The organism is Nitrosopumilus cobalaminigenes, from assembly GCF_013407145.1.
GTDB lineage: Archaea > Thermoproteota > Nitrososphaeria > Nitrososphaerales > Nitrosopumilaceae > Nitrosopumilus > Nitrosopumilus cobalaminigenes.
On sequence record NZ_CP026993.1, the window covers coordinates 1027897 to 1051679 of the forward strand.

35 protein-coding genes are annotated in these 23783 nt (G+C 33.4%); 21 read left to right on the forward strand and 14 right to left on the reverse strand.

From position 1 onward, the window contains the following. The first annotated feature begins 1 nt into the window (after position 1). Positions 2–1360, forward strand: a complete 1359-nt coding sequence (locus C5F47_RS06345; protein ID WP_179360266.1) for a TldD/PmbA family protein — start codon at positions 2–4, stop codon at positions 1358–1360. Between the two features lie 20 nt (positions 1361–1380). Here the strand turns inward: C5F47_RS06345 and C5F47_RS06350 are convergent, their stop codons facing one another. Then, entirely contained in the window at positions 1381–2328 is a 948-nt protein-coding gene (locus C5F47_RS06350) for a calcium/sodium antiporter (protein ID WP_179360267.1), read from the reverse strand. Positions 2329–2509: 181 nt separating this feature from the next. Here C5F47_RS06350 and C5F47_RS06355 point away from each other — a divergent pair, with 181 nt between their 5' ends. Then, positions 2510–2866: a helix-turn-helix domain-containing protein gene (locus tag C5F47_RS06355; protein WP_179360268.1), complete on the forward strand. Its 357-nt coding sequence runs from the start codon at positions 2510–2512 to the stop codon at positions 2864–2866. 5 nt (positions 2867–2871) lie between these two features. On the opposite strand, the gene C5F47_RS06360 is transcribed toward C5F47_RS06355, so the two are convergent. Both C5F47_RS06360 and C5F47_RS06365 read right to left on the reverse strand, forming a co-directional pair. Next, positions 2872–3312, reverse strand: coding sequence for a universal stress protein (locus C5F47_RS06360; protein WP_179360269.1), 441 nt, complete (start codon positions 3310–3312; stop codon positions 2872–2874). Positions 3313–3400: 88 nt separating this feature from the next. Beyond that, a complete protein-coding gene (locus C5F47_RS06365) occupies positions 3401–3538 on the reverse strand; it encodes a hypothetical protein (protein WP_179360270.1) in 138 nt (45 codons plus the stop codon). A gap of 121 nt (positions 3539–3659) precedes the next feature. Between C5F47_RS06365 and C5F47_RS06370 the strand changes: the two genes are divergently transcribed. The 8 genes from C5F47_RS06370 to C5F47_RS06405 all read left to right on the forward strand — a co-directional run bounded on the left by C5F47_RS06370 (position 3660) and on the right by C5F47_RS06405 (position 11498). Beyond that, positions 3660–4385, forward strand: coding sequence for a proteasome assembly chaperone family protein (locus C5F47_RS06370; protein WP_179360271.1), 726 nt, complete (start codon positions 3660–3662; stop codon positions 4383–4385). Positions 4386–4434: 49 nt separating this feature from the next. Beyond that, the gene (gene purM, locus C5F47_RS06375) at positions 4435–5457 is read left to right on the forward strand and encodes a phosphoribosylformylglycinamidine cyclo-ligase (protein ID WP_179360272.1); all 1023 of its coding nucleotides are present in this window, start codon (positions 4435–4437) and stop codon (positions 5455–5457) included. A 74-nt stretch (positions 5458–5531) separates the two neighbouring features. Then, on the forward strand, positions 5532–6791 hold the full coding sequence (locus tag C5F47_RS06380) for a cation:proton antiporter (protein WP_179360273.1): 1260 nt from the start codon (positions 5532–5534) through the stop codon (positions 6789–6791). 47 nt (positions 6792–6838) lie between these two features. Next, positions 6839–7237 carry a hypothetical protein gene (locus C5F47_RS06385; RefSeq protein ID WP_179360274.1) on the forward strand — a complete coding sequence of 133 codons (399 nt, stop codon included), beginning with the start codon at positions 6839–6841 and terminating at the stop codon, positions 7235–7237. Positions 7238–7293: 56 nt separating this feature from the next. Then, positions 7294–8880 carry an elongator complex protein 3 gene (locus C5F47_RS06390; RefSeq protein WP_179360275.1) on the forward strand — a complete coding sequence of 529 codons (1587 nt, stop codon included), beginning with the start codon at positions 7294–7296 and terminating at the stop codon, positions 8878–8880. A 9-nt stretch (positions 8881–8889) separates the two neighbouring features. After that, positions 8890–10479 carry a lysine--tRNA ligase gene (gene lysS, locus C5F47_RS06395; RefSeq protein WP_179360276.1) on the forward strand — a complete coding sequence of 530 codons (1590 nt, stop codon included), beginning with the start codon at positions 8890–8892 and terminating at the stop codon, positions 10477–10479. Positions 10480–10481: 2 nt separating this feature from the next. Next, positions 10482–10679 (forward strand): hypothetical protein, encoded by a 198-nt coding sequence (locus tag C5F47_RS06400; protein ID WP_179360277.1) that lies wholly within the window; start codon positions 10482–10484, stop codon positions 10677–10679. 36 nt (positions 10680–10715) lie between these two features. After that, positions 10716–11498 carry a DNA repair protein gene (locus C5F47_RS06405; RefSeq protein WP_179360278.1) on the forward strand — a complete coding sequence of 261 codons (783 nt, stop codon included), beginning with the start codon at positions 10716–10718 and terminating at the stop codon, positions 11496–11498. Here C5F47_RS06405 and C5F47_RS06410 read toward each other — a convergent pair. Continuing rightward, positions 11493–11933, reverse strand: a complete 441-nt coding sequence (locus tag C5F47_RS06410; protein WP_246271051.1) for a pyridoxamine 5'-phosphate oxidase family protein — start codon at positions 11931–11933, stop codon at positions 11493–11495. The two genes, C5F47_RS06405 and C5F47_RS06410, sit on opposite strands and share 6 nt — an antisense overlap. A gap of 221 nt (positions 11934–12154) precedes the next feature. Between C5F47_RS06410 and C5F47_RS06415 the strand changes: the two genes are divergently transcribed. From C5F47_RS06415 to C5F47_RS06425, 3 genes are read left to right on the forward strand one after another with little or no spacing between them, the layout of a single operon-like run. After that, complete coding sequence (locus tag C5F47_RS06415; protein ID WP_179360279.1) at positions 12155–12304, forward strand: hypothetical protein; 150 nt, start codon at positions 12155–12157, stop codon at positions 12302–12304. Between the two features lie 29 nt (positions 12305–12333). Further along, a complete protein-coding gene (locus C5F47_RS06420) occupies positions 12334–12633 on the forward strand; it encodes a hypothetical protein (RefSeq protein ID WP_179361808.1) in 300 nt (99 codons plus the stop codon). Positions 12634–12667: 34 nt separating this feature from the next. After that, complete coding sequence (locus tag C5F47_RS06425) at positions 12668–12841, forward strand: hypothetical protein (protein WP_179360280.1); 174 nt, start codon at positions 12668–12670, stop codon at positions 12839–12841. A 2-nt stretch (positions 12842–12843) separates the two neighbouring features. Here the strand turns inward: C5F47_RS06425 and C5F47_RS06430 are convergent, their stop codons facing one another. The 6 genes from C5F47_RS06430 to C5F47_RS06455 form a co-directional block, all read right to left on the reverse strand. Continuing rightward, positions 12844–13176, reverse strand: a complete 333-nt coding sequence (locus C5F47_RS06430; protein ID WP_179360281.1) for a hypothetical protein — start codon at positions 13174–13176, stop codon at positions 12844–12846. Positions 13177–13218: 42 nt separating this feature from the next. Then, entirely contained in the window at positions 13219–13734 is a 516-nt protein-coding gene (locus tag C5F47_RS06435) for a ferritin (protein WP_179360282.1), read from the reverse strand. 52 nt (positions 13735–13786) lie between these two features. Continuing rightward, positions 13787–14476, reverse strand: coding sequence for a hypothetical protein (locus C5F47_RS06440; RefSeq protein WP_179360283.1), 690 nt, complete (start codon positions 14474–14476; stop codon positions 13787–13789). 33 nt (positions 14477–14509) lie between these two features. Continuing rightward, positions 14510–15781 carry an NRAMP family divalent metal transporter gene (locus C5F47_RS06445; protein ID WP_179360284.1) on the reverse strand — a complete coding sequence of 424 codons (1272 nt, stop codon included), beginning with the start codon at positions 15779–15781 and terminating at the stop codon, positions 14510–14512. Positions 15782–15872: 91 nt separating this feature from the next. Then, positions 15873–16238, reverse strand: coding sequence for a carbonic anhydrase (locus C5F47_RS06450; protein WP_179360285.1), 366 nt, complete (start codon positions 16236–16238; stop codon positions 15873–15875). Positions 16239–16267: 29 nt separating this feature from the next. Continuing rightward, entirely contained in the window at positions 16268–16822 is a 555-nt protein-coding gene (locus C5F47_RS06455; RefSeq protein WP_179360286.1) for a DNA-3-methyladenine glycosylase I, read from the reverse strand. A gap of 48 nt (positions 16823–16870) precedes the next feature. Between C5F47_RS06455 and C5F47_RS06460 the strand changes: the two genes are divergently transcribed. Continuing rightward, positions 16871–17296, forward strand: coding sequence for a hypothetical protein (locus C5F47_RS06460; RefSeq protein WP_179360287.1), 426 nt, complete (start codon positions 16871–16873; stop codon positions 17294–17296). On the opposite strand, the gene C5F47_RS06465 is transcribed toward C5F47_RS06460, so the two are convergent. Continuing rightward, positions 17297–17695: a CBS domain-containing protein gene (locus C5F47_RS06465; RefSeq protein WP_179360288.1), complete on the reverse strand. Its 399-nt coding sequence runs from the start codon at positions 17693–17695 to the stop codon at positions 17297–17299. A gap of 131 nt (positions 17696–17826) precedes the next feature. Here C5F47_RS06465 and C5F47_RS06470 point away from each other — a divergent pair, with 131 nt between their 5' ends. Together C5F47_RS06470 and C5F47_RS06475 are read left to right on the forward strand one after the other, a co-directional pair. Continuing rightward, positions 17827–18078, forward strand: a complete 252-nt coding sequence (locus C5F47_RS06470) for a DUF5654 family protein (RefSeq protein WP_179360289.1) — start codon at positions 17827–17829, stop codon at positions 18076–18078. After that, the gene (locus tag C5F47_RS06475) at positions 18075–18446 is read left to right on the forward strand and encodes a DUF5654 family protein (protein WP_425489563.1); all 372 of its coding nucleotides are present in this window, start codon (positions 18075–18077) and stop codon (positions 18444–18446) included. The genes C5F47_RS06470 and C5F47_RS06475 overlap by 4 nt, the downstream gene beginning before the upstream one ends. 448 nt (positions 18447–18894) lie before the next feature. Here the strand turns inward: C5F47_RS06475 and C5F47_RS06480 are convergent, their stop codons facing one another. Then, positions 18895–19032 (reverse strand): hypothetical protein, encoded by a 138-nt coding sequence (locus C5F47_RS06480; protein WP_179360291.1) that lies wholly within the window; start codon positions 19030–19032, stop codon positions 18895–18897. Positions 19033–19291: 259 nt separating this feature from the next. Here C5F47_RS06480 and C5F47_RS06485 point away from each other — a divergent pair, with 259 nt between their 5' ends. The 5 genes from C5F47_RS06485 (at position 19292) to C5F47_RS06505 (ending at position 22180) form a co-directional block, all read left to right on the forward strand. Further along, positions 19292–19897, forward strand: coding sequence for a hypothetical protein (locus C5F47_RS06485; RefSeq protein WP_179360292.1), 606 nt, complete (start codon positions 19292–19294; stop codon positions 19895–19897). Between the two features lie 171 nt (positions 19898–20068). Beyond that, positions 20069–20524 carry a RidA family protein gene (locus C5F47_RS06490; protein WP_179360293.1) on the forward strand — a complete coding sequence of 152 codons (456 nt, stop codon included), beginning with the start codon at positions 20069–20071 and terminating at the stop codon, positions 20522–20524. Between the two features lie 45 nt (positions 20525–20569). Continuing rightward, positions 20570–20767, forward strand: coding sequence for a hypothetical protein (locus C5F47_RS06495; RefSeq protein WP_179360294.1), 198 nt, complete (start codon positions 20570–20572; stop codon positions 20765–20767). A 202-nt stretch (positions 20768–20969) separates the two neighbouring features. Then, a complete protein-coding gene (locus tag C5F47_RS06500; RefSeq protein ID WP_179360295.1) occupies positions 20970–21788 on the forward strand; it encodes a PEFG-CTERM sorting domain-containing protein in 819 nt (272 codons plus the stop codon). Between the two features lie 23 nt (positions 21789–21811). Next, positions 21812–22180, forward strand: coding sequence for a PPOX class F420-dependent oxidoreductase (locus tag C5F47_RS06505; protein WP_179360296.1), 369 nt, complete (start codon positions 21812–21814; stop codon positions 22178–22180). Here C5F47_RS06505 and C5F47_RS06510 read toward each other — a convergent pair. Further along, entirely contained in the window at positions 22177–22656 is a 480-nt protein-coding gene (locus C5F47_RS06510) for a hypothetical protein (RefSeq protein ID WP_179360297.1), read from the reverse strand. The two genes, C5F47_RS06505 and C5F47_RS06510, sit on opposite strands and share 4 nt — an antisense overlap. Continuing rightward, on the reverse strand, positions 22656–23774 hold the full coding sequence (locus C5F47_RS06515; RefSeq protein WP_246271053.1) for a DUF3179 domain-containing protein: 1119 nt from the start codon (positions 23772–23774) through the stop codon (positions 22656–22658). The genes C5F47_RS06510 and C5F47_RS06515 overlap by 1 nt, the downstream gene beginning before the upstream one ends. Between the last annotated feature and the right edge of the window lie 9 nt (positions 23775–23783).

The following is a 23783-nucleotide window of genomic DNA, read 5'->3' on the forward strand; positions in this document are numbered from 1 at the left end:
TTTGTCAGCCTTAGAAAAGGCACTCAGTCATTCAAAGAAAATAGGAATAGATGAATGCGATATTGTTAATGTAAAGAAAAAAATCACAACTGTAAGAATAACAGATTCAGAAATTGCAGAAATTAAACAGAATTTTGATGAGAGTTTTGGAATTAGATTAATTCAAAATAAAAAAATCACATCATTGGAAACAACAAACGAAGAAGAGATAGAGCAAACAATCGATAATGCGGCAAAGGCATTGATGAATCTTAAACCAAGAGAGTTTTGGGGAGGATTGCCACACAAAGTAGAACAAAAAACTCTAGAAGGCACGTTTGATGAGAAGCTAGATCAGATTTCAGGCTCCAAGAGTATGGATATCGCACAAAGTATGATTAATTCAGCCAATAATGAAAAAATCAATACGATTACAGGATCGCTAAATATTGTATCAGAGAATTTTGAGTTGGTGAATTCAAATGGATTAAATTTCAATGATAAAGCCACATACATTTCAGGAATAATTAATGCAGAATCCGAACTAGGAGAAATCTCCGTATCAGGAATAGGACATGCAAGTGGACGAACATTGGCAAACTTTTCTTCAGAACAAATAGGAATTGACGCTAAAACAATGTGTGTAGAATCAATAAACCCACAAAAAATAGATTCAGATACATATTCTATAATTTTTGAACCATATTCAGTTGGAGAATTATTGGCATTTGTAGTTGCTGCAAATTTCAATTTTAAAACATTTAGAGAAAAGAAAAGTTGCTTTTCAAATAATTTTGAAAAAAAGATTGCAGTAAATGAATTTAGTTTGGTTGATGACCCACATACTCCAGAAGGAATTGGAACAAAGTCAATAGATGACGAAGGAATTGAAACTAGGAAAAAGAGTCTAATAGAGAAAGGCGTTTTCAAAAATACGTATTCTAATCTCTTTGATAGTTACAAAGAAAGTGCAGAGTCAACAGGCAATGCATCACGACCAGGTTCACCAATGGGAAGAAGTGCAGAACCAATTCCAATGTCAGCCCCACACAATCTCAAAGTTATTCCAGGAGACCAATCTCAAGACGAGATGATAAAAAATACAAAACACGGAATATTGGTGGGGAGATTATGGTATACGTATGCGGTAAATCCAATCAGAGGGGATTTTTCATGTACTGCAAGAAGTGGGATTAGAATTATCAAAAACGGAGAGATAATTGGTCCAGGCAAATCAGTTAGAATAATTCATAACTTGCCAACAATGATGAAAAATATTTCAGCCATTGGAAATAATCAAAGAAACGTCATCCAGTGGGCATCTCTGCCATCAATTACACCATCAATAAAGGCAGAAAATATTGCAGTAAATTCCATCTAAACCTGGAATTCAGGCACAAATTACTTGAAAAACGTGACTATCAAGTATGAAACATAGCCTATCGTCAGAGCAATGCCCATGGCTCTGCCAATAATTCCAGTTTTCATCGCAATCAATAAGGATAGACTGAAAACAATCATGATTGCATAATCTACATAGACATCAGCACCAACCATCACTCCACCTAGCGCCGCACCAACTCCCATGATCATCAAAATATTGTAAATGTTACTTCCAATAATATTTCCAACTCCAATATCTGCATGGCCTTTTCTAATTGCAATAATTGATGTAATTAATTCTGGAAGGGAGGTTCCAATTGCAATTACAGTTAAGCCAATTATTTTTTCTGACAATCCAAACTCTTTTGCTAAAACTACTGCATTGTCAACTGTAAGTATTGCACCAACATACAACAAAACAATACCAATTCCAATTAGTCCTGCAGATTTTAGATAGAGATTATTATTCCCTTGTTCAATTTCTACATTATTTTCTTTCTTGTTTTTGGCTCTTTGTTTCATTGCGTCCCTTAATGTATAATATGCAAATACACCCAAACCAGCAAGTAGTATTATGCCATCATATTGAGAAATTTCTCCATCAAGAGATAACAAAACCAGTAAAAATGAAACGCCAAGCATAATTGGAATGTCTTTTCGTAATGTAGACTTGCTTACTGCAAGTGGAACCATAATTGCTGCAACGCCAATAACCATTCCAACATTTGCAATGTTGCTTCCAATAATATTTCCAAGAATTATTGCACTATGCTCTCCAGCTGCTGCAACACTTGCTGCAAGTTCAGGAGTTGATGTACCATATGCTACAATAGTCATTCCAATTACCAAGTTACTGATACGAAACTTTCTTGCAATTGCCACACCGCCGCTAACTAGCCAGTTACCACCAAAACACAACATAACTAATCCAACTACAGTCAATACAGCACTTATTGCAATTTCCACAAATTGAATTTGGATTTTGGTTGTTTAAATCAGGTGATATACTATAATTTCACAATTCAAACAATTCAAGCTAATTTTGAAAATATCCGATCTAGGCACGATCAGGTGTAAAAAAATCAGCTGAGAAGATCAACAAATCTCATGTCAAACACTAATAAGGTAATGTACCGTACTATACGGTATGATGCGAGCAAGACTAACATACGTACCACTAGAAGTGGCAGACCAATTCGATGATTTTATCATCCACAGAGATGAGCAAGTTCTCGATGCAGTAAAAGCAAGAACAAAAGATTACAGCACGTTATCTTTATTGAAATTACTATACCAATTGAGAGGCAACCCTATGACATTCTCTGATTTGTATTCAAAGTCAAAGATTAGAATGAAAAAATCATTTCTAAACTATTTGCACTTGTGTGTGGATTACAAATTCATAGAAAAAGAAGCAAAGGGTTCAAACGTGATCTATACAATTACAGACAAGGGAAGAGTAATGCTGAATCTATTCATGCAAAAAAACGACTACATATGTTGATTTGATCAAAGAGATTTTGTTGTTAAAAGATGACAGTGTGATTTGTGATGAATCACATTTATGATATCATCAAACAAAGTAATTTCTTCCATAGATAATTTTGGATAATCCACAATTAACAAGTCAATCTTGTTATCTTTTACATAATCAATTACCCAATGTGAGATATTGTCAGTTAATGCCAATTTTGTTTTAATTGGAACTCCTTGTTTTTGGGCAAGATTCTTCCAAGTCTCCAATTCTGCTTTGAGTTTGGCCGTCTGATTTTGGGTAGTTTTTTTATCAGACTTTGTTTCAAAGAAATAAAATTTTGGGGGTGTCTTATACATACATTCTATAACAGTTAATTCAGAGTCAAATTTCTTAGCCATCTCAAGACCAAGGTCAAAAGAAGTCTTGGTATGTCTAGGAGTGATAATTGCGACAGCAACTTTACGAAAGGGCATTTACTTCATCATATCATAGTAAATTACACTATTTAGATGAATCTGAAAAAGAAAAAGAGGAATTTTAAATTATTATTGAAATAGAGGGTCAAAATGGCTCTAAGCCTTGTTTTTTTCTCCATTCTTTTTCAAAATTTTCTTTACATGAAACATGACATCTTTTGTTATCAAATTCTGTCAGCCCTTCAGACAAATGCATTTCTTTTTTACAAATAGAGCAAATCATCAGGAATGTTTATTTTAAAAAATATTTAAAAAAACTAGTACATCTATCGAACAAATATCCAATATTTCAAAAAATCATAAATTAAACAAAAGTAATTAATCAGAACAAATCGACGTAAGCAGTGCAAAAAGAATTTCCCGAAGCTGAAGTCTTTGAAATTAAAAAGACAGAATTAAAGAGTCCGATAATATTTGCAGGATTTGTAGGAGCAGGATTGGTCGGACCAGTTTCAATCAATCATATTATTTCAGAATTAGAGATGGGAGAAATTGCAGTCATGAGATCAAAATATCTTCCACCGTCAACTGTTTTCATGAGAGGCAGATTACGACATCCTTTCCGATTTTATGCAAACAAGGAAGGAACAGTTTGCGCAATTATTTGTGAGATAACATTGAGAATGGAGGGACTGTACTCATTGGTATCTTCCATTTTAGACTGGGCAGCACAAAAGGGCTCTAAAGAAATTGTGATTTTAGATGGAGTTGCAAGTACTGAACATGATGACAAAGCATACTGTGCAGCTGAAGAAGACCTAGTTAGAACAATGGCGGACAAAGACATCAGCATGATTCCCCAGGGATTCATCACAGGTATTCCTGGAGGCATACTAAATGAATGCCTGGTTAGAGAAATTCAAGGATTAACACTGTTGGCCAAAGCAAACAAAGAAGCTCCAGATTCGGCAGCTGCTGCCACATTGATTGAGGCATTAAATCGATTTTATGACATGAAGATAGACACAACTGAACTCAAAAAAGAAAGTGATAGGATTCATTCGGAATTCAGTGAATTATCTCAGAAATATGCAGAGCATAGAGAAGAGATAACTGGCATGTACATGTGATCGAAAAACAGGGCAAATTCTTTTATTCACATCAGATGAGCAACAAACTATGGCCTTAACCTACAAAAAAGCAGGTGTAGACATTTCTAAAATTAAACAAAGTCAAAAAGCAATTGGAAAATTAATTTCATCAACTCACAAGCTGCAAAAGAAAGCCAAGATGACACATGGATTTGGTCATTATGCAGGAATTGTAGAAATCCCAGGAGGAAAACTTTTAGCTACACACACTGATGGTGTTGGAACCAAAGTTGTGATTGCAAATATGATGAAAAAATACAACACAATAGGAATTGATTGTGTTGCAATGAATGTTAATGATATAATCTGTATTGGTGCAACACCAATTTCATTTGTAGATTACATTGCTGCAAACAAAAATGATGTGTTGATTTTCAAAAAAATTGTGGAAGGTTTGGTAACAGGTGCAAAAAAATCAGCAATGCCAATTGTTGGCGGGGAAACTGCCATCATGCCAGATGTAATTGAAGGTAAAGGATTTGCATTTGATTTGGCAGGAATGGTTGTAGGGATGTTAGAGAAAAAAGAAATGGTTTTAGGAAATAAAATCAAAGCAGGTGATATAATCATTGGAGTAAACAGTTCAGGAATCCATTCAAACGGATATTCTCTTGCAAGAAAGGCATTATTAACAAAATATTCTGTCAAAGACAAAGTCAAAGGTGTAGGAGTAATAGGCGACGCATTACTCAAACCAACTGAAATTTATACAAAACCAGTTCTAGAGATTAATCAAAAATGTAAGATCAACGGATTTGCCCACATTACAGGGGGAGCATTTACCAAATTATTACGCCTGAAAAACATAGGATACGATATTGATTCACTTCCAAAAATCCCACCAATCATGGGACTAGTAGAGGAACAAGGAGTAAAGCCTGAAGAAATGTACAAGACGTTTAACATGGGTGTAGGATTCTGCGTGGTTGCACCTAAAGATCAAGCAACAAGAATCAAATCAATTTTCAAAAAGCACAAGATCTCAAGTCAGGAAATAGGACAGATCATTTCCAAGAAAGGAGTTTTTGTAAATTCTACAAAAATTGCTTAAATTAACAATAGCAAAATTATTTTCGACTCGATATCACCTTATATGACAGAATTTTTAGGAGTAAACAGGAAAAGATGGCAGCAGAAGCACATTTCATTGAAACAATCATAGGAGTAGGCATTCTTCTATTTGCAGCAAAGCTGATGGCAGAGCTTTTCCTTAGATTAAAACTTCCAATTGTTTTAGGAGAATTATTAGCTGGAATGATTGTAGGTCCATTTGCATTAGGACAATTTTTCATACTAGATGGGAAACAGCTTTTACACATTAACGATGAAATTAAAATTTTAGGAGAGATGGGTGCAATTGTCATTTTGTTTATGGCAGGGTTAGAAATGACACCAAAGGAATTTCTCAGAGGAGGTAAAGCGTCATTTACTGTTGGAGCGTTAGGAGTAATAGTTCCATTCTTTGCAGGTCTTGTAGTATTCCAAATGTTTGGATTTGATGCATTACAATCGATGTTAATTGCGACAGCACTTACTGCAACAAGTATTGCAATTTCAATTCAAGTGTTAAGTGAATTTGGTAAAATCAAAACACCAGAAGCTAGACTCATCATTGGAGCAGCAGTGGTAGATGATATTTTAGCAATTGCAGTATTATCAGTCGTATCATCAATTGCAGGTTCAGATGGAGGGGTTGACAATATCGACATTACAGAAGTCACAATCACAATTTTGAAAGTATTAGGATTCTTTGCAATAATGCTAGTTGTTGCAGTAGTGGTAATTCCAAAAATCATTACACCAAGACTATGGAAGGCAAAGGGAAGTGTGGAAGGAATAGCGACTGCGTCGTTCTTTGGCGCGGCAGCACTAGCAGGCTTAATTGGACTATCACCGATTGTAGGAGCGTTTGCGGTAGGAATGGCATTATCAACTACCAAAGTATTTGAAAAAATTGAAAACTATATTGGAAAAATAGGATTAATTTTTGCACCATTGTTCTTTGCAATCATAGGTGCACAAGTAGACCTAAGAGCAGTTAACTTTGAAATATTAATGATAAGTGCCGTAGTTATCTTAGTTGCAGTTGTAACAAAATTAGGCGGTTGTGGATTACCAGCAATGTTCTTTTTGAAAAGTAAGGCACAAGGAATGAGAGTAGGTATTGGAATGATTTCAAGAGGTGAAGTAGGATTGATTGTTGCAGGAGTTGGAGTGACAGCAGGAATTCTAACATCAGAAGTATACTCTACGATTGTAATCATGGTTGCAGTTACTACAATCATTACACCAATCTGGCTTAAAATGGAATATAGAAAAGAGCAAAGAAAAGGAAATGGGGATGATATAGCATCTGGAAAAAGCATAGAGCAAAAACCAGAATAAATCATCAACAAGTCTTAAATTACATAGAAAATTCTTCAGGTCAACTCATGTCAGAGGCAAACAACGATTCATTTAGATCAGAAATAATTGCGGAAATTAAAAGAATGCAATCAGAATTAAACCAACTAAAAGATATCAAAAAAAGTATTGTAAAAAAAGCAAAGAGAAAACCAGCTAGAAAGACTGCAGCAAAGAAAAAGGTTGCAAAGAGAAAACCAGCTAGAAAGACTGCAGCAAAGAAAAAGGTTGCAAAGAGAAAACCAGCTAGAAAGACTGCAGCAAAGAAAAAGGTTGCAAAGAGAAAACCAGCTAGAAAGACTGCAGCAAAGAAAAAGGTTGCAAAGAGAAAACCAGCTAGAAAGACTGCAGCAAAGAAAAAGGTTGCAAAAAGAAAACCAGCTAGAAAGGTTTCCAAGCCTAAAAGAAAGACAACTAGGCGTAGATAGACGTCAAGTATCCCAAATTATTTAACGAATTTATGTCCAGATCAGTGTGAATATTCATGAATAAGTTAGATCCTGTCTTATCCAAAGCATGTAATGAGATTACTCAGAATTTGCTAACAATTCAAGAACCAAGTAAAAAACAGGTTAAAGAAGAAATTATAAAAATTTGTACAAAATATGCATTAGAGAGAATTCCAAGAAATTATGAGATTCTATCTATGGCTAAAGAATCAGATTTTGATAAATTAAAAAAAGTATTACTTAGAAAACCTGCAAAGACTGCATCAGGAGTATCAGTAGTTGCATTGATGCCAAAACCATATGCATGCCCACATGGTCGTTGTACATATTGTCCAGGAGGAATTGAATTTAATTCTCCAAATAGTTACACAGGTAAAGAACCATCATCTCTTAACGCAATTGAAAATGAATTTGATCCTAAATTACAAATTACATCAAAGATTGAAAAATTAATTGCATTTGGGCATGACCCATCAAAAATGGAAATCGTCATTGTCGGTGGAACATTTTTGTTCATGCCAAAAGACTATCAAAAAGATTTCATCAAATCATGTTATGATGCCCTAAACGATACAGATTCAAAAGATTTGGAAGAAGCAAAATCAAACAATGAACATGCAGCAATAAGAAATGTAGGATTTACAATTGAAACAAAACCAGATTATTGTAAACAAGAACATGTTGATTTAATGTTAAGTTATGGAATAACAAGAATTGAAATCGGAGTTCAGTCATTACAAGAGAGAGTTTACAAAATAGTAAACAGAGGACACAACTATAATGACGTAGTAGAATCATTTCAGATTTCAAAAGATGCAGGATACAAAATTGTTGCACATATGATGCCAGGGCTACCCACAATGACGCCAGAAGGAGACATTGCAGATTTTAAGAAATTATTTTCAGATCCCCAATTACGTCCAGACATGTTGAAAATTTATCCTTCATTAGTAATTGAAAATACTCCACTGTATGAAGAACACAAACAAGGAAAATACATACCATATTCAGATGAAGATATGATCAAAGTTCTAACTGAAGCTAAAAAGGACATTCCAAAATGGGTCAGAATCATGAGAGTTCAGAGAGAGATTTCGCCAAAAGAAATCATTGCAGGCCCAAAATCAGGGAATTTGAGACAAATCGTGCACCAAAATCTTGCAAAACAGGGACTATCTTGCAAATGTATCAGATGTAGAGAGGCAGGGCTTTCAAACAAGAAAACAGACGGAGGAGACGTAAAATTAAACAGAATTAATTATGATTCCTCAGGAGGAAAGGAAGTTTTCTTGTCATATGAGGACAAAAACGAATCAATTTATGGATTTTTGAGATTAAGGAAACCAAGCATTGATGCACACAGAGATGAAATTGATCAAGACACATGTATTGTTAGGGAAATTCACGTGTATGGAAAATCATTAAAGCTTGGAGAGAAAGGTGGAGATGAAATACAGCATTCAGGATTAGGAAAGAATTTGATGAAAGAAGCTGAAAAAATATCCAGAGAAGAATTTGATGCAAAGAAAATTTTAGTAATCAGTGCAGTTGGCACAAGAGAGTATTATCAAAAATTAGGGTATTCGTTATATGGGCCATACATGTCCAAGACATTGAACTAGTGAAAAGAAATGGTAGAGCAAGAAACAATCGGCAAAGGAACTTGGATTGATAAATTAGCATCAGAGTTACTTGAACGTGAAAAAGCACTTGGAAGAAATACTGATCTTCTAAGAGTTGAAAGCGGTCTTGGAGCATCAGGAATTCCACATATTGGTAGTTTGGGGGATGCAGTCAGGGCATACGGTGTAAAATTAGCATTAGAGAATTTAGGATACAAATCAGAATTAATCGCTTATTCAGATGATCTTGATGGATTGAGAAAAATTCCAGAAGGCATGCAAAAGTTTGGTTTAGAAGAACACATTGCAAAACCTGTTTCACTCATTCCAGATCCTTACGGATGTCACGACTCTTATGGAATGCACATGAGTAGTATTCTTTTAGAAGGATTAGACAAAGTTGGAATAAAATACGAATTCAGAAGGGCAGTTGATACTTACAAACAAGGATTACTAAAAGATCAAATCCACACAATATTACAAAACAGTACCAAAATTGGAGATAAAATTTCAGAACTAGTAGGTCAGGAAAAATATCAAAAATATCTACCATATTTCCCCGTATGTGCAAATTGTAATCGTCTCTATACAGCAGAAGCTACTGAATACATTGCAGATGAAAGGAAAGTAAAGTACACTTGTCATGATGCGGAAATAGGTGGAAAAATGGTCAAAGGATGTGGCCACATAGGAGAAGCAGATATTGGAAAGGATCTTGGAAAATTAGCCTGGAAAGTAGAATTTGCAGCAAGATGGACTGCTTTTGACATTAGATTTGAAGCATATGGAAAAGACATTATGGATTCAGTCAAAGTCAATGATTGGGTAGCAGATGAAATTTTAGGATTTCCACATCCTCATCATGTAAAATATGAAATGTTCCTAGACAAGGGAGGAAAAAAGATTTCAAAATCATTAGGCAATGTAATCACTGCACAAAAATGGTTAGAATTTGGTTCTCCAAAATCAATTCTATTATTACTATACAAAAGAATTACAGGTGCAAGAGAGTTAGGATTTGATGACATTCCAGGGTTAATGGCAGAATATAATGAATTAGAAGATATTTACTTTGGTAGAATCAAAGTAGACAACCAAGCAAAATTAACAAAATCAAAAGGATTGTTTGAATATGTGAATCTCCTAAACCCTCCAAAACAATCAAGCACACATGTAAACTATAGGCTAGTTATTGAATTGGCAAAAATTTTCAAAGAAAACAGAGCAGAGAGAGTAATGAAAAAATTATTAGATTATGGTGTAATCAAAAATCCAGAACCAGAAATAGAAAAACTCATTGAACTTGCTGGAAATTATTCTGATGAGTTCGATGAACAAGAAAAAACAGAAGTGGAATTAGATGATACTGCAAAAAAGGCATTAAAATTACTAGTTGATGAATTAGGAGGAGATAAAGAACTAGAGGATATTCAAAATACAATATACCAAATTGCAAAATCAAATGATGTACAACCTAAAGATTTCTTTAAAATATTATATCAAATAATTCTTGGAACTTCAAGAGGTCCAAAGATAGGGCCATTCATTTCAGACATTGGAAGAAAACAAGTAGCAAAAACACTTTCAGAGTATACATAATCATGGTTCACGGAGAACATAATAGATCAAAAAATAGTGGAGGATTTGCACTAATCATTCTAGGAGCATTATTGCTGTTTCTTGCCCCTCAGGAGGTCACCACAGCCACAGGATTAGGTCCAATTGCATGGATTGCAGGAATTGTTATTGGAAGTGTAGGATTTTATCTGAAATTCTTCAGATGGCGAAAGAAAGGATAAGAAAGGTTCATCTTTTGGAGAAAGACGACTAGAGATATGGGATTTTTCGGTAAGAAAAAGGTAGAAGAAGAAACCATAGAGGATAACGAAGAAGCAGTTCTAAAAACAGAACTTGAATCAGAAGTTGAAAAATTACAAAATAATTTCAGAGAAAAACAGGAGGAATTAGACCAAATTACTCAGAGAATCACCACTGTAAAAGAAGAATATGATTCAACAGTTGGCAGTTTGATGTTAGTAAAGAAAGAACTTAATCAGAAAAAAATGGAATTAGACATCATTAAACGAGAATACAGAGAAACAAGAGAGAGAAGTAAAAAATCAGAATTAATTAAAGATACAGAGTCAATTGACAAATTCAAGAAAACCCAAGGAGACCATTCAAAAATTAAAGAAGAATTAGTTGAGGTTACAAAAAAACATGAAGAAATTAAAGAGCAAATTGCAAAAGAAGAGAAAAAACTGCACAACATTAGAAAACAACAAGTCGAAGTGGGTAAAGAACTAGAAGAGGCAAATTCAAGACTATACAATGCAAAACAAGAATTAGATAAAAAAGACACGTTTGAGGATACCAGCATCCTAACACCATCTGAAAAAGAGCAAATTGGAATTTCGGGTGAAAATCCAAAAAGTTCTGAAGGAATTATAGAGGCTGCAAGTGCAGTTGTAGGCTCGTTAAAATCAAAACTCAACACTACACAAAAAGAACTTGATGCAATGCAAACACTTTTGGAAAAAGAAAGAGAAGAGCATGAAAGTACCAAAAAAGAATTAGAAAAACTAAAGCAAATTACAAATCAACCAGACGAATCATAAATCTGTAAAATGTTTTTTCCATTTTGATTTTATTTCTTCTTCAGAAATTCCCAGGTCATACAGCGGAGAAGTTACAAGGGAAACACTTGATACATCAATTAATACGATAGAATCAATTGGACTTTTTATTCCACTTGTCCTATAATGATTTATAATTTCATCATATAGAATTCCTTCATGAAGAATTCTTGCCTTTCCTTGAAACAAGTATCCTTTTCTAAGTAGAGGATCAATTACATTGATTTCAACAAAGGGATTACCATTAAGATTTTTCATAGTATCAGGAGAGCGAATATCTGCAAAAGCCAACGTCTCGTCATTCCAACCAATTACAGTACCTTTTGGAGAAATGTTTGGTTTCCCATCAGATGTCACAGTTGCGACATAAGCAAGTTTTTGTAAATTTAGAAAGTTTTTGATTTCCTCAGTAATCATAATGATAATTTTAGAATAGAATGTATTTAGTTTTCACAGTTAACGCATGAATTCAGCCATCTCAATAGAGAAGAAGAAAAACCCTATTCCACCACCAATAATTGCTATCCAGGCAGCAATTTGTTTAATTTTAGACATCTAATTGGAAATTCTCAAACTCATTATTGAATCTAATTGCTTATCTTAGGCAATTATAATTAGACAGTAGGAGAGAAAACGGTGTGTCTAGTATCAAAGATGTCGGGAAATTATTTTTATTTGTAATTACAGGATTGGTAGCCATAATTGTAGGCTCATTTATGGTCAGGGGTACAATGCACATGTGGGATAATCCAGGCGATAACAAAAAAGACAAAAAGAAAAAGGACTAAAATGCAAGGGATTGCAATTTACACTTGAGTTGCTACAAGATTCTACAATTAGAAAATCATTAGATCAATACATTCAAAGAAGAATTTTAGAAATCCCAACAGAAATTAAACAAACATTTCCAGCAATAAAACAAATTTGGAAATGTGAAAACGAAATAGATTTTCTATATGGATATTATGTAGGGAAAATCGAAGAAGGATCTTTGCATTACTTGCTTAAAGCAACAAGAGCATCAGCTGGAGGTTATGTGGACACTTTTGAAATCAGAGGAATCATTGAAACACAAAAGCAAGATTTGCAAAAGGCAATAAAATCAGCAATCAATTAGTGAAGTAGAAATAGAACCTCAATGCAGTAAATACATGGTAGGACCACAAGATGGGGGTTTTGGATTTGATCAATCTAAAAAATACACCAGCGTAGAGAACATTGAAGAAATTTGTGTTCAATGCCAAGCAGGTCAACACAAAAAATGTCTAAAGAAATCAAAAGAGCAAGAAGTTTGTGAATGCGAACACTGTATGATTTATGGTTAAAATTAAAGGGCAGATAATTTATTTTCTAATTCTTGAATTTCTTTCTGATATGAATCAGAAACATGTTGTGCAAATTCCTTATGTGCCGATATAATAGCAATCAATGCTTCCTTGTATTCTGAATGACCTTTCTTTAACACATCACAGGATTCAAGTTCAGTAATATGTCCAGTGACAGTCGCTATTGCATTTTTTTGATTGAATTTTACAATTCCCCCAAAGGCCTCAATGAGCATGTATGCAGATTCGGCCTTACACTTGTAAGTAACTCTACCAGTTTCAGTGTTAAATAATTGAGTAACACCACCTGGTTTTCTAGTTACAGTAACGGTCATAGTATGCCTGAAAATTATGAGGTATTAATTATTTTAGAAAAATTATGCTACAGGATCTGCAGGTGCAGTAGCCTCTGTAGCAAGAAACTTGTCAATCTCATTAATGCCCAGTTTATCTCTACCAAGAAGATCAAACTTTTGTAAAATTGTTTCAAACTTTGTTTCTTCTTGTACTTGTTCGTTTACAAACCATTCTAGGAAAACATATGTTGAATGATCTTTTTCTTTTTGAGCAATCTCAACCATATGATGAATTGCTTTTGTTACAGCTTGTTCATTTTTCAAAGCAGTTTTGATTAACAGTTCAAGAGACTTGTAAGAGCCAGACGGAGCTTTTGTTGCAGGAATTGTTGCAATGCTTCCAAGTGAATTAAGATAACGAACTATTTTTAGCATATGTGTTCGCTCCTCATCGGACTGGGCATAGAAATAATCTGCAGCCCCCTGATATCCAGTAACTTCACACCAAGATGCCATTGCCAGATAGCTATTTGCAGCAGAGGCTTCAAGAGTCACTTGATCATTTAGGGCTTTTTTCATTTTAGTAGATAGTTTCATGACTTCTCATTAACGTAGATTCGTTCTATTAAAAAAACTTACTAAATAGAACTCAAGGGGTTTCTAAAGAAACACCAGTACATGAGAAATTTGTTCTATCTCTGATTTCAGTGTCCTGAATTCCAGAATATGAATAAATGAAAGTAGTGTCATGAAGATAAGTTCCATAGCCGGTTATCTCACATTTCGTAAAGGCCCAGGTTTGAATAACAATTCCATAGCCATCAATAACCTCAACATCAATATCAAATTCATTAAGGGAGGCACCTTTATCCATCCAATCTGAAATAAAATTATAATAATTTATTTTGCCACTACTTGGAAGAGATTCTAAATAAAATTGAGGGTTAGAATCACGAAAATCATATACTCTTCCACGGGGATCGTTTGGATCTGCTGAATCAGCACTAGCAAATGCAAATTTTTCAAAAAAATGAACAGAGAAAGGTTCTACAATATTTGAAATCACAATTCTAAAAGACTGAGCGTTTTCTTCGTTAGGATACATTGTTTGTGCAGCAGTAACTTCAGTGAGTGGAGATGGAATTTCAATTATTTTATTTTCTATCAAATATTCTAATGATGAAATATAATCAGTTTCTGAAATTGAACCTTCTGACCACCATTTTGCATTATTTTTTACCCAATCAGGGATACTCGAATCAGAAGCTGAAACAGTTAATGATAAACCAAGAATGGAAATAATAGAAATTGTAAAAATTATTGTCAATCTAAAATTCATAAAAAATGTTGAAGAGTGTAGAATTTAAATGATTTAGAAGATAGGTCCAAATTTCAAGAATGCAAATATGACTGCAAATCCAATCAAGAAAATAATTCCAGACACACTTATTATTTTTAATCCAAGTGAAGGCTGATGTTCTTTATCAAGGAATTTTCCTGTAACTAGTCTAAAATTAAAAATTGCAATTATTGGTGCAATAACAAATGACAAAACAGTTGCAAAGTCAACTAGTTCTTTGAGGTTGTTTCCAAACTGAAATACAACTACAAGAGACCCAGTGGAAATAACAAGTAAGAAAATCACATAAAAAGTGCGGAATTTTGTGCGTATTTTTTCCTCTTTTTTAGTAAAAATGAGTTCAATAGTTCGTTGCAATGATCTAGAATAACCATCTAAAACTGCAATGATTGTACCAAACATCACAGTAAAAGCAGAAGCTGCAATGATGATATAGCTCCAATCACCAATAGTATGTGTGTATAGTTGAACTATTTCATTTGCAAATTGAGAATTACTATTTGGTAATTCTTCTCCAGAACCATGAAAAATAAAGGCACCAAGTGTAACAAACATTATTGCAAGAATTCCAGTGATAAGATAAGATAGTCGAAATTCAAACAGAGTTTCTTTAAGTGTTGGTTTGTATTTTGTTTGTTTTATTCTCTCCAATGTCCACAAGCTATTCCAGCTTGAAAGATCAACTGCGGTTGGCATCCATCCCATCAATGCAAGTAAGAAAAAGATTCCAGAGATATCCCATAGATCTTTTGGTTCAAAACCTGCAACAGGTTCTAGTGGACCGTTATACAATGTAAGCAAGAATGCAGAAACTGTAGATACGACTAGAACAATTGCAATAATTTTGATAAGACTATCAAGTACATTGTATTTTCCAATAGCCAAAACAGATACACAAACTGCAAATAAAATGATTACAGTCCATTCTCCAAGATAATCAATTCCAAACAAGTTTTCAAAAAAACCTGCAGTGACAAATCCTACTGCACCTGTAACAAAAAACATTGAACTAATCGTTAATAGAAAATACAACCACAGGGCAGGCTTGCCAAGTGTTTTGTAACCATCAATAATACTTGTTTGTGTAGAATTTGCATATCGCGAACCATATTCAAAGAAAGGGTACTTTAGTAGAGTTACCAATATCACAAACCCCACAATGAATAAACCATAATCCGCTCCAGCCCGAGTAGACTGTACAAGATGAGATACACCAATTGCAGTACATGCAAACAATATTCCAGGTCCGGCAGTCTTTGAGAAACGAGATAGATTCAGATTCATGCTCAAAAAATTATGAAAAATCCTGCATATAACCTAAAATTCTTTGAATTTCAACCAGAAGCACAATTCTAATTTTCCATAGCCTAGAAAACTAGACAGGGTTAACATTCCAAGAACCATCTACCCAAACACCAATTACTTTGGCATTCAAATTCCATGATGAAATAACTTCAACTGCATTTTTTATTTGAGATATGTGTTCCTCATCAGATACAGGATTTGCTGCACAGTCATAGTGTCCAGATACAACAACTAGTTCAGATTTGTGCGCATTTATGGAGATTCCAACTTTGGTTTTAACTGATTCAGCAACATCAGTGATTTTTTTGTCAACACCAGGTTCAGTTATAGTATCAACAAAATCTGCAGAATAGTTTTCTTTAATCCATTTGTTCAGGTGGATTTGAATTCGTCCATCCATACAAGATACAGATGTTGCAAATTTTCCTTCAGCCATACCAAAATGAAAACAAACTTCCTTAAAAATTATTTTTTATACATAAAGCAATCAGATGTATGATCATTTACCATTCCTACTGCCTGCATCAAGGCATAACAAATTGTAGGACCTATGAAATTAAAGCCACGTTTTTTTAGATCTTTGCTCAATTTTTCTGAAATATCGCTGGTTGCAGGTAAATCAGATTGTTTTTTGAATTTATTTTTGATTGGCTTGTAATTTACAAAACCCCAAAGATATTTGTCAAATGAGCCAAATTCATCCTGAACTTTTAAGAATAATTTTGCATTATTTATTGCAGAATTAATTTTCAGTTTATTTCGGATAATTGATTCATCTTGGAGTAGTCTTTCTACGTGTTTTTGAGTGTATTTTGAGACTTTTTTAACATCGAAATTAGAAAATGCCTTCCGATATCCTTCCCTACGATTAAGTATTGTAGTCCAAGATAGTCCAGCTTGCGCGCCCTCCAATATCAAAAATTCAAATAATTTTTCATCATCATGTTGCGGCGTTCCCCATTCATTATCATGGTATGTGGTGTTGGGTTCATCTTTTGCCCACAAACATCTCTTTTTCACAGTTTAGTTTATGAAATGATTCAAAATAACAGTTACCAAAGAATAACCATGAAATTAAATCCACAACTATTACAAATCAATAGGAATTTTCTCATATGCTTTATCATTTCAGCCTCATTATCTGCAGTTGCCGCTCAACTATTAGGGGATCAAGAAAATTATATTAATACAACAATTACAATAATTATCGGATACATTATTTATTTTGGAATATTTTCCATTCTGTTTTATTTTGATAACAAAGATAGATACAAATCTATGAAATCAAAATTAATCAAAAAAGAATTACTAGCTTTGATTTCATCATTTGGAGTAGGGGAGATTATTTATCTTGGAATAAGATGGCCCACACTCTACTATTTTCTTGAAATTGGAATTGAACCATACTTGGCATCATTAATTTCAGAAGTAATTGCTACAGGATGCTATATGGCATCAGTAACAGTTTTTCTTAGAAAAACAAAAACGTTCTAGTTATTTTGCTAATTGTGTAACTAAATCAGTAGAAGTTATTATTCCAACTATTTTTCCATTTTCAGTAACAGCTAATTTCCTAATCTTTTTTGTAGTCATTCTTTCAGCAGCAGCTGAAATTGGTTCATTGTGATTTATTGTGATTAATGGAGAAGACATTATATTTTCTACAGCAGTGTTAAGGGGAAGATCATTTGCTGCAATCCGTGTTGCATAGTCTCTATCAGTTACAATACCTACAGGATTATTATTATCTTGAACCAATATTGCACCAATTCCACCTTGTTCCATCATTTTTGCTACTTGTAGAGCAGTAGTAGAACGATTAACAGTAATTAATGCTCTAGTCATTATGTCTTGAATCAAGATAGAAGAAGAATTGAAATCCTCACGACCCATTACTTGCGTGAGGAATTGTAATATTTAAGATCTTCATAATTAAATATTTTAAAACATGCTTGAGATTACCATCAAAACGAATCCAAAACATATCAAATGTTTTTATATTAACTTTGAAAAATCAATTTACAATGGGTGACGAAGACAAATCAGCACCTCTAAAACAAGAAATTCTAGATAAAATAGCAGCACTAGTTACTGCAGCCTTTGGTTTAGTTGCAGCTCTTGCATGGAATGATACAATCAAGGCAGTCTTCAAAGAAATTTTTGGTACTGCGGATGCAATTGGTCCGATGTTGATTTATGCCATCATGGTTACAATTATCGCAGTGATTCTAACAATTATTGTAGCACGTGCAGCATCAAGGGCAAAAAGTTCGTGAGTGCGTTGAGTACAGAAAAGTCATCATTATACAAAGAGATTTTAGATAAAATAGCAGCACTAGTTACTGCAGCCTTTGGTTTAGTTGCAGCTCTTGCATGGAATGATGCAATCAAGGCAGTCTTCAAAGAAATTTTCGGTACTGCGGATGCAATTGGTCCGATGTTGATTTATGCCATCATGGTTACAATTATCGCAGTGATTCTAACAATTATTGTAGCACGTGCAGCATCAAGGGCAAAATCAATGATGAGACAAGAAATTTTTCAATGCAAGTTGTGTGAATTTACAACAAAGATTGAATCTGAATTCATAGAACACACTATGAAAGAGCATGCTGCAAGTCAAGACAAATTCTTATCAAAATAGATTAGACCAGTGATGGTCTGTCATAAAAAAAGATAAAAATTACACCGCCTAAAATTACAAAGGAGGCCATAAAGTAGATTAACACATGTAAAATCCCTAAAATTTTACTATAGTAACTTCCGACAAAAATTATTACAACACCTATCAATACAAGAAAAATTCCAATGCCCAGATTTACAAAATCCACAAGTAAAAGAAAACCAAGTAAGGATAAGTAGATTTCATTTTTCTAAAAATATGAACAATCCAAAAAATGCATGGCATTGCAGTCTCATTTCTTAAATAAATTTACAAATAATTTTGAATATATCACAAGGGGAAGTTGAATATGACCAATTTCTATGAGCAACAGCACAGAAAATCATAAACACAGATGTCAATATGCTAGTCAAAGTAATGTTTTTGGAAAGATAACTTCTAGATGTACACTAATCTACACAACAGAATTTCATGAGAATTTTTTCTTAGTTTCCTTATACGCAATATAGGAAAGAAAATCAGAGACGGTTTGAAAAGGAGTATTTCCACTCAGGTTTTTCTCAATATATGCAGAAACTTTTTTAGCTAATTTTTGACTATCAGTCATTTTGATACTCCTTTTGAAGTAATTCAATAGTTTCAGGAGTTAATTTGGCAAAACATTTGTTTAATTCATCTTCATCAAGTTCTTCATCATGAAATAGCATGCTGAATTAAAATTGGAATTCAATATTCATTACATTAGTTAGTAAGAAACATGTACAAAATACTCAAAAATATAGCAGTTTTTAACTAAATGATATATCAATTTAGAATATACGTGCGTGACTCACCACCAATAAATAATTCCTAGTTAAAGGCTGATCATGCAAACTATTTCAATAAATTATATTTTAGAATCCATGAATGACGGAAAAAATTATTTTGGCGACATGTGGGAAACTTGCTTAAACAATAACAAAAGATTCAACAGAACTAAATTAAAAGAAATCTTGAAAAAAATGGAAGAGTTAGGACACATCAAAAAACACGGATACAAAAATGATGCATATTATGAAAAACATTATCACTATTCTCTTGAAGAAAACATAGGATTCGTTAATAATTTGATTTTCACATATGAATCTAAAATAAATTCAGCATTAAGAAAATTAGAAAGTAAGAAAATATTTTTAGACATATCAAAAAATTTGACTTCCTATAAATTCAGCAAATATACAAAAACAGATTATGAGTCATTGTTAATTGCCATGACAAGTATGTTTGAATTAGCATCATCTATTTTATGGACAAAAGAAAATAGTGAAGATGCAGAGCTAAAAAAAGAATTGAAAAATTGCTTTAAGCAAATTAATGATTTCATGGATGAAACAAATCAAAAATTGTTAGAAGGAAGAAAAACTCAAGAAAGAATTTTACTACAAAAAGACTTTAGCAGTAAAATTCCAAAAGCAGGATATCTCAAAATTTAGAATAAGATTGACAAATGTCACTAGAGACACTTACTAGATCCTCATCATAGTGCCCCTAGCAACAGATTATTTCAAATTCTGTGATATATACAATAATCCACTATAAGTTTAGATTTCAAAATAAATTATAGAGTAAAAACTAAAATCACAGAAAAATTTAGCAACATAGTCATGATTGAAGAAAAACTTGAATCGATGGGAATTAAACTTCCAAATCCACCTACACCTGCAGGATCATATGTACCTGCAATAAAAACAGGAAATCTGTTGTTTATTTCGGGACAAATTCCAATGGAAGATGGCAAAGTGTTATTCACAGGCAAAGTGACTGACGATAATTTAGAGACTGCACAAAAATCAGCAAGAATGTGTGCAATTAACCTTCTAGCTCAAATGAAGAGAGAATTAGGAAATCTAGATAAAGTAACACGAATTGTAAAGGTTTCAGGATTTGTAAACTCAGATTCAGAATTTTACCAACACCCAAAAGTCATCAATCCAGCATCAGATTTGTTCTTTGAAGTGTTTGGAGAAAAAGGAAAACATGCCAGAATTGCATTAGGTGCTGCTTGTTTGCCACTTAATTCAATGACAGAAATTGATGCAATTGTAGAATTTTCAAATTAATCAATTTGGAAATTTTCTTAAATAGATTTTTTCATTTATTCAGTCATGGTACAAATGTGTCGAGGTTTATGTGAACGCCTAAAATCAACTTCGTTTACAAATAATTTACGATACAAAATTGGACAAAAGTGGTGTTCATTGTGTGCATTGTTTTTCTTCACTGAAGAAAATACATGTCCATGTTGTAAAACAAGATTACGAACAAAAGCTAGGAGTAAAAAACATGAATTGCCCCGAATGTAAACATGAAAAAGGCAAATGCGAATGTCTATGTTGTTGCTCAATTTCACAAATTGGTTGTGTTTATTGCATATTGCCAGTACTAGGATTAAGGCAAATTAAGAAATTCCTAAGAAAAAGAAAATCAAATAAAAAAATCCAAAGTTAAGAAGATTACTATACATAAAGAGAAACAATTCATATACCGTAATGATTCAGTGAAAAAATGCTAAAAATTTCATTGTTTATGTTAATGGCAGTTTCAATGTTTTCGACTTTGGCTTTTGCAGAATCAACTTTAGAATTAGAAGTATCTTCAGATGAAATTAAGGCTCTTGATTCAATATGGATTTCAGGGGAAATTACAGACGTATCTCAATTCAAACCAGTAAAACTCAAAATAATTGGTCCAGACGGAGCCCTAGTATTTGCTCCTCAGGTTGCAATTGAAGACAATGGTGAATTTAAAAAATTACTAAATCCACCAATTCCAAGTTTCAAAGCAGGAACATACCTAGTTACTGCAAGTCATGATGATTCAGAAGTTACGGCTTCAGTAGAATTTACGGTCATAGCCCAAGAAATTCCTAGAAATCCAGATGCAGTTCTAATTCAAGAAGAAATAATTGAAAAAGAAATTCCAGTACCTGTAAGCAGTATTGCAATGTCAGCAGATGCCATTAATGGCTCAGATGTCATCACCATAACAGGCAATACCAGTTTTAGAGGAACAGATATCACATTAATTGTCAATTCTCCTGTTGGTAATTTAGTAACAATTGCACAAGTAACGCCTGGAATTTATGGAGACTTTGAAATAGAAATCAAAACAGGAGGCCCAATGTGGAAAGAAGATGGAATGTATACCATTACTGCAAACCAAGGGGCTTCATCTGAGCATAAAGAATCAATTCAAGTTGAAATAAAAGATGGAGTAGTTGTGCCGGAGTTTGGAGTTATTGCATCACTAGTATTAGCCATATCAATAATTTCAATCATAGCTGTTTCAGCAAAATCAAAACTTGCCATACTACCTAGATATTAATTCTAGAGTAACATAACGATATCATGTTTAATCCAAATGAGATTAAATCAGAAAAATGCATCTCACTTGAAACATATAGGAAAAACAATAATTCTGTGAAAACTCCAGTGTGGTTTATAGTTAAAAATAATTTGATTTATGTTGTCACACGAAGTAAAACAGGGAAAGTAAAACGATTACAAAATAATTTAAAAGTAAAATTTGCAACATGTACAGCTAGAGGGAAAATAACAGGTAAGTGGATTTCAGGTACTGCTAAAATTATCACAGATGATCAGACCAAAGAAATTGTCAAATTGCGAGATAAGAAATATGGATTCATGGCAAAGATTGCAAAATTTTTTAGCAAAAGCAAAGGAGAATTTTTTGGATTCTCAATTAAAATAGATTAAACAGTATTAGATAATTTCATTTCTTTTTTTAGTTTGTATGCAGTTAATCCTGCAAATCCAAAAATTATTGCCAAACCCAAATAAGCTAAAACTTGACTATATTCAATTAATACAGCAGATACTCCGGTCCCAACTATTCCAGGAAGTAATGATAATGCATAGAGCCACCAACCACAGCAACCTAGAGGCACCAAAGAGAAAAACGAAAAAAATGAGGTCGTAGCAACACTCCCAGAATTACCTCCAAATGCTTTTTTCTTTATAGATAATCTACATCCAAGCAATTTGCTTTTCTCAGAAAGAAAAACTTGTAATCCAATTCCAACCCCCATTCCAATAATTACTATAGAGTTTAGTTGAAATGCAGCGCTAATTGCATCAAGAGGATCAAGAGCAGGAGTGGTAATTACAACAACTACAAGATAAAGAACTATAGTAACTATTCCAATTAGTATTGCTTTTTGAAGAGGTTTCATTATTCATCACCATAGACTAAAGTTTGAGGATGAAATGCAACCCATTCAAACCAAAATCCAGGCTCAATAGGCAATCTTTCTAATTGGATTCCATCATAATTCCCAGATATAGACAATCCATCATAATTCCATTCAGATAAGGTTTGAGAATCAAAAATTTTAGCATCACGATATACAAAATCCAAAGTTTCATTATCAACAATTCTCAAAAATGCACGAGAATTTTCTGGAAATAAAGACACTAGCATTAGTGGAACATCCCCAATTGAATCATTGATTAAAATTTCTTTTTCAATGTCATTCTGTTTGTAGGCTTTATAGACACCATCATGATTAAATCCAATGATGATTTCTTTTGGATGTAATCTTTCATCATTATGTTCTACAGGGAACATTATTCTTGGTTCAGTGTAATAATTTCCATATGGATCTGTTGCGTAGGATCTAATGTGTCCTGTATCGGTAGTTAGAACTTTGGTTTCAGGATGAAGTTGTTTCCAATCACCCCAAGTAATTACATCAAATGGGATTAAATTCAATTCATATCCTGTCAATTCTCCTTTGACTGCAATTCCAAGAGCCTGACTCCAATAGGATTCAGTGTATCTATCATACATCAACAAATTACTGTTGTATAATTTCCCCGAAGTTCCAAACTCCACTTCTTGTCCATCAATTACTCTCTCAAAGACTTGATTAGTATAACAAAGAGGGCAATATGTTACAGATACAGGAGTACCACCCACATTATCATTTACAATTTCATGCCAAACTAAAATAAAAATAGGATATGCTCTAGCATCACCATTAATTTCTAATCCAATAACAGTATCAGAATCAGACATAAAACGAGAATCATCAACATTAGTAAATTTGGGATTGTCAATTGAAGGGATTCCATCTTTAGGAGGTCCTCCACCTTTGATTTTATCAAGAGGTATGCTGTGTTTGACGCCATCGGTTTCCATGACAGTCATTAAAGTAGGCTCAAAAACATCATTTGGTGAATTTGAAAATGCAGAATCATTTGAAAAGGCAGAATCGGTTTGTACAGAAATAGTGAAAAACGCAATTATAGCACCAACGACAATAATTGGTACAACTACCTTAGAATTCAATTTTGAATA

Excerpts from the sequence above, each read along its gene's own strand:
- lysS (WP_179360276.1), top strand. The coding sequence starts at position 8,890 with ATGGTAGAGCAAGAAACAATCGGCAAAGGAACTTGGATTGATAAATTA.
- C5F47_RS06440 (WP_179360283.1), bottom strand. The coding sequence starts at position 14,476 with ATGAATTTTAGATTGACAATAATTTTTACAATTTCTATTATTTCCATT.
- C5F47_RS06490 (WP_179360293.1), top strand. The coding sequence starts at position 20,069 with ATGATTGAAGAAAAACTTGAATCGATGGGAATTAAACTTCCAAATCCA.
- C5F47_RS06435 (WP_179360282.1), bottom strand. The coding sequence starts at position 13,734 with ATGAAACTATCTACTAAAATGAAAAAAGCCCTAAATGATCAAGTGACT.
- C5F47_RS06450 (WP_179360285.1), bottom strand. The coding sequence starts at position 16,238 with ATGGCTGAAGGAAAATTTGCAACATCTGTATCTTGTATGGATGGACGA.
- C5F47_RS06430 (WP_179360281.1), bottom strand. The coding sequence starts at position 13,176 with ATGACCGTTACTGTAACTAGAAAACCAGGTGGTGTTACTCAATTATTT.
- C5F47_RS06400 (WP_179360277.1), top strand. The coding sequence starts at position 10,482 with ATGGTTCACGGAGAACATAATAGATCAAAAAATAGTGGAGGATTTGCA.
- C5F47_RS06410 (WP_246271051.1), bottom strand. The coding sequence starts at position 11,933 with ATGATTACTGAGGAAATCAAAAACTTTCTAAATTTACAAAAACTTGCT.
- C5F47_RS06465 (WP_179360288.1), bottom strand. The coding sequence starts at position 17,695 with ATGGGTCGTGAGGATTTCAATTCTTCTTCTATCTTGATTCAAGACATA.
- C5F47_RS06445 (WP_179360284.1), bottom strand. The coding sequence starts at position 15,781 with ATGAATCTGAATCTATCTCGTTTCTCAAAGACTGCCGGACCTGGAATA.
- C5F47_RS06380 (WP_179360273.1), top strand. The coding sequence starts at position 5,532 with ATGGCAGCAGAAGCACATTTCATTGAAACAATCATAGGAGTAGGCATT.
- C5F47_RS06460 (WP_179360287.1), top strand. The coding sequence starts at position 16,871 with ATGAAATTAAATCCACAACTATTACAAATCAATAGGAATTTTCTCATA.
- C5F47_RS06510 (WP_179360297.1), bottom strand. The coding sequence starts at position 22,656 with ATGAAACCTCTTCAAAAAGCAATACTAATTGGAATAGTTACTATAGTT.
- C5F47_RS06470 (WP_179360289.1), top strand. The coding sequence starts at position 17,827 with ATGGGTGACGAAGACAAATCAGCACCTCTAAAACAAGAAATTCTAGAT.
- purM (WP_179360272.1), top strand. The coding sequence starts at position 4,435 with ATGGCCTTAACCTACAAAAAAGCAGGTGTAGACATTTCTAAAATTAAA.
- C5F47_RS06495 (WP_179360294.1), top strand. The coding sequence starts at position 20,570 with ATGGTACAAATGTGTCGAGGTTTATGTGAACGCCTAAAATCAACTTCG.
- C5F47_RS06425 (WP_179360280.1), top strand. The coding sequence starts at position 12,668 with ATGGTAGGACCACAAGATGGGGGTTTTGGATTTGATCAATCTAAAAAA.
- C5F47_RS06355 (WP_179360268.1), top strand. The coding sequence starts at position 2,510 with ATGATGCGAGCAAGACTAACATACGTACCACTAGAAGTGGCAGACCAA.
- C5F47_RS06390 (WP_179360275.1), top strand. The coding sequence starts at position 7,294 with ATGAATAAGTTAGATCCTGTCTTATCCAAAGCATGTAATGAGATTACT.
- C5F47_RS06365 (WP_179360270.1), bottom strand. The coding sequence starts at position 3,538 with ATGATTTGCTCTATTTGTAAAAAAGAAATGCATTTGTCTGAAGGGCTG.
- C5F47_RS06360 (WP_179360269.1), bottom strand. The coding sequence starts at position 3,312 with ATGCCCTTTCGTAAAGTTGCTGTCGCAATTATCACTCCTAGACATACC.
- C5F47_RS06500 (WP_179360295.1), top strand. The coding sequence starts at position 20,970 with ATGCTAAAAATTTCATTGTTTATGTTAATGGCAGTTTCAATGTTTTCG.
- C5F47_RS06480 (WP_179360291.1), bottom strand. The coding sequence starts at position 19,032 with ATGACTGATAGTCAAAAATTAGCTAAAAAAGTTTCTGCATATATTGAG.
- C5F47_RS06485 (WP_179360292.1), top strand. The coding sequence starts at position 19,292 with ATGCAAACTATTTCAATAAATTATATTTTAGAATCCATGAATGACGGA.
- C5F47_RS06385 (WP_179360274.1), top strand. The coding sequence starts at position 6,839 with ATGTCAGAGGCAAACAACGATTCATTTAGATCAGAAATAATTGCGGAA.
- C5F47_RS06505 (WP_179360296.1), top strand. The coding sequence starts at position 21,812 with ATGTTTAATCCAAATGAGATTAAATCAGAAAAATGCATCTCACTTGAA.
- C5F47_RS06405 (WP_179360278.1), top strand. The coding sequence starts at position 10,716 with ATGGGATTTTTCGGTAAGAAAAAGGTAGAAGAAGAAACCATAGAGGAT.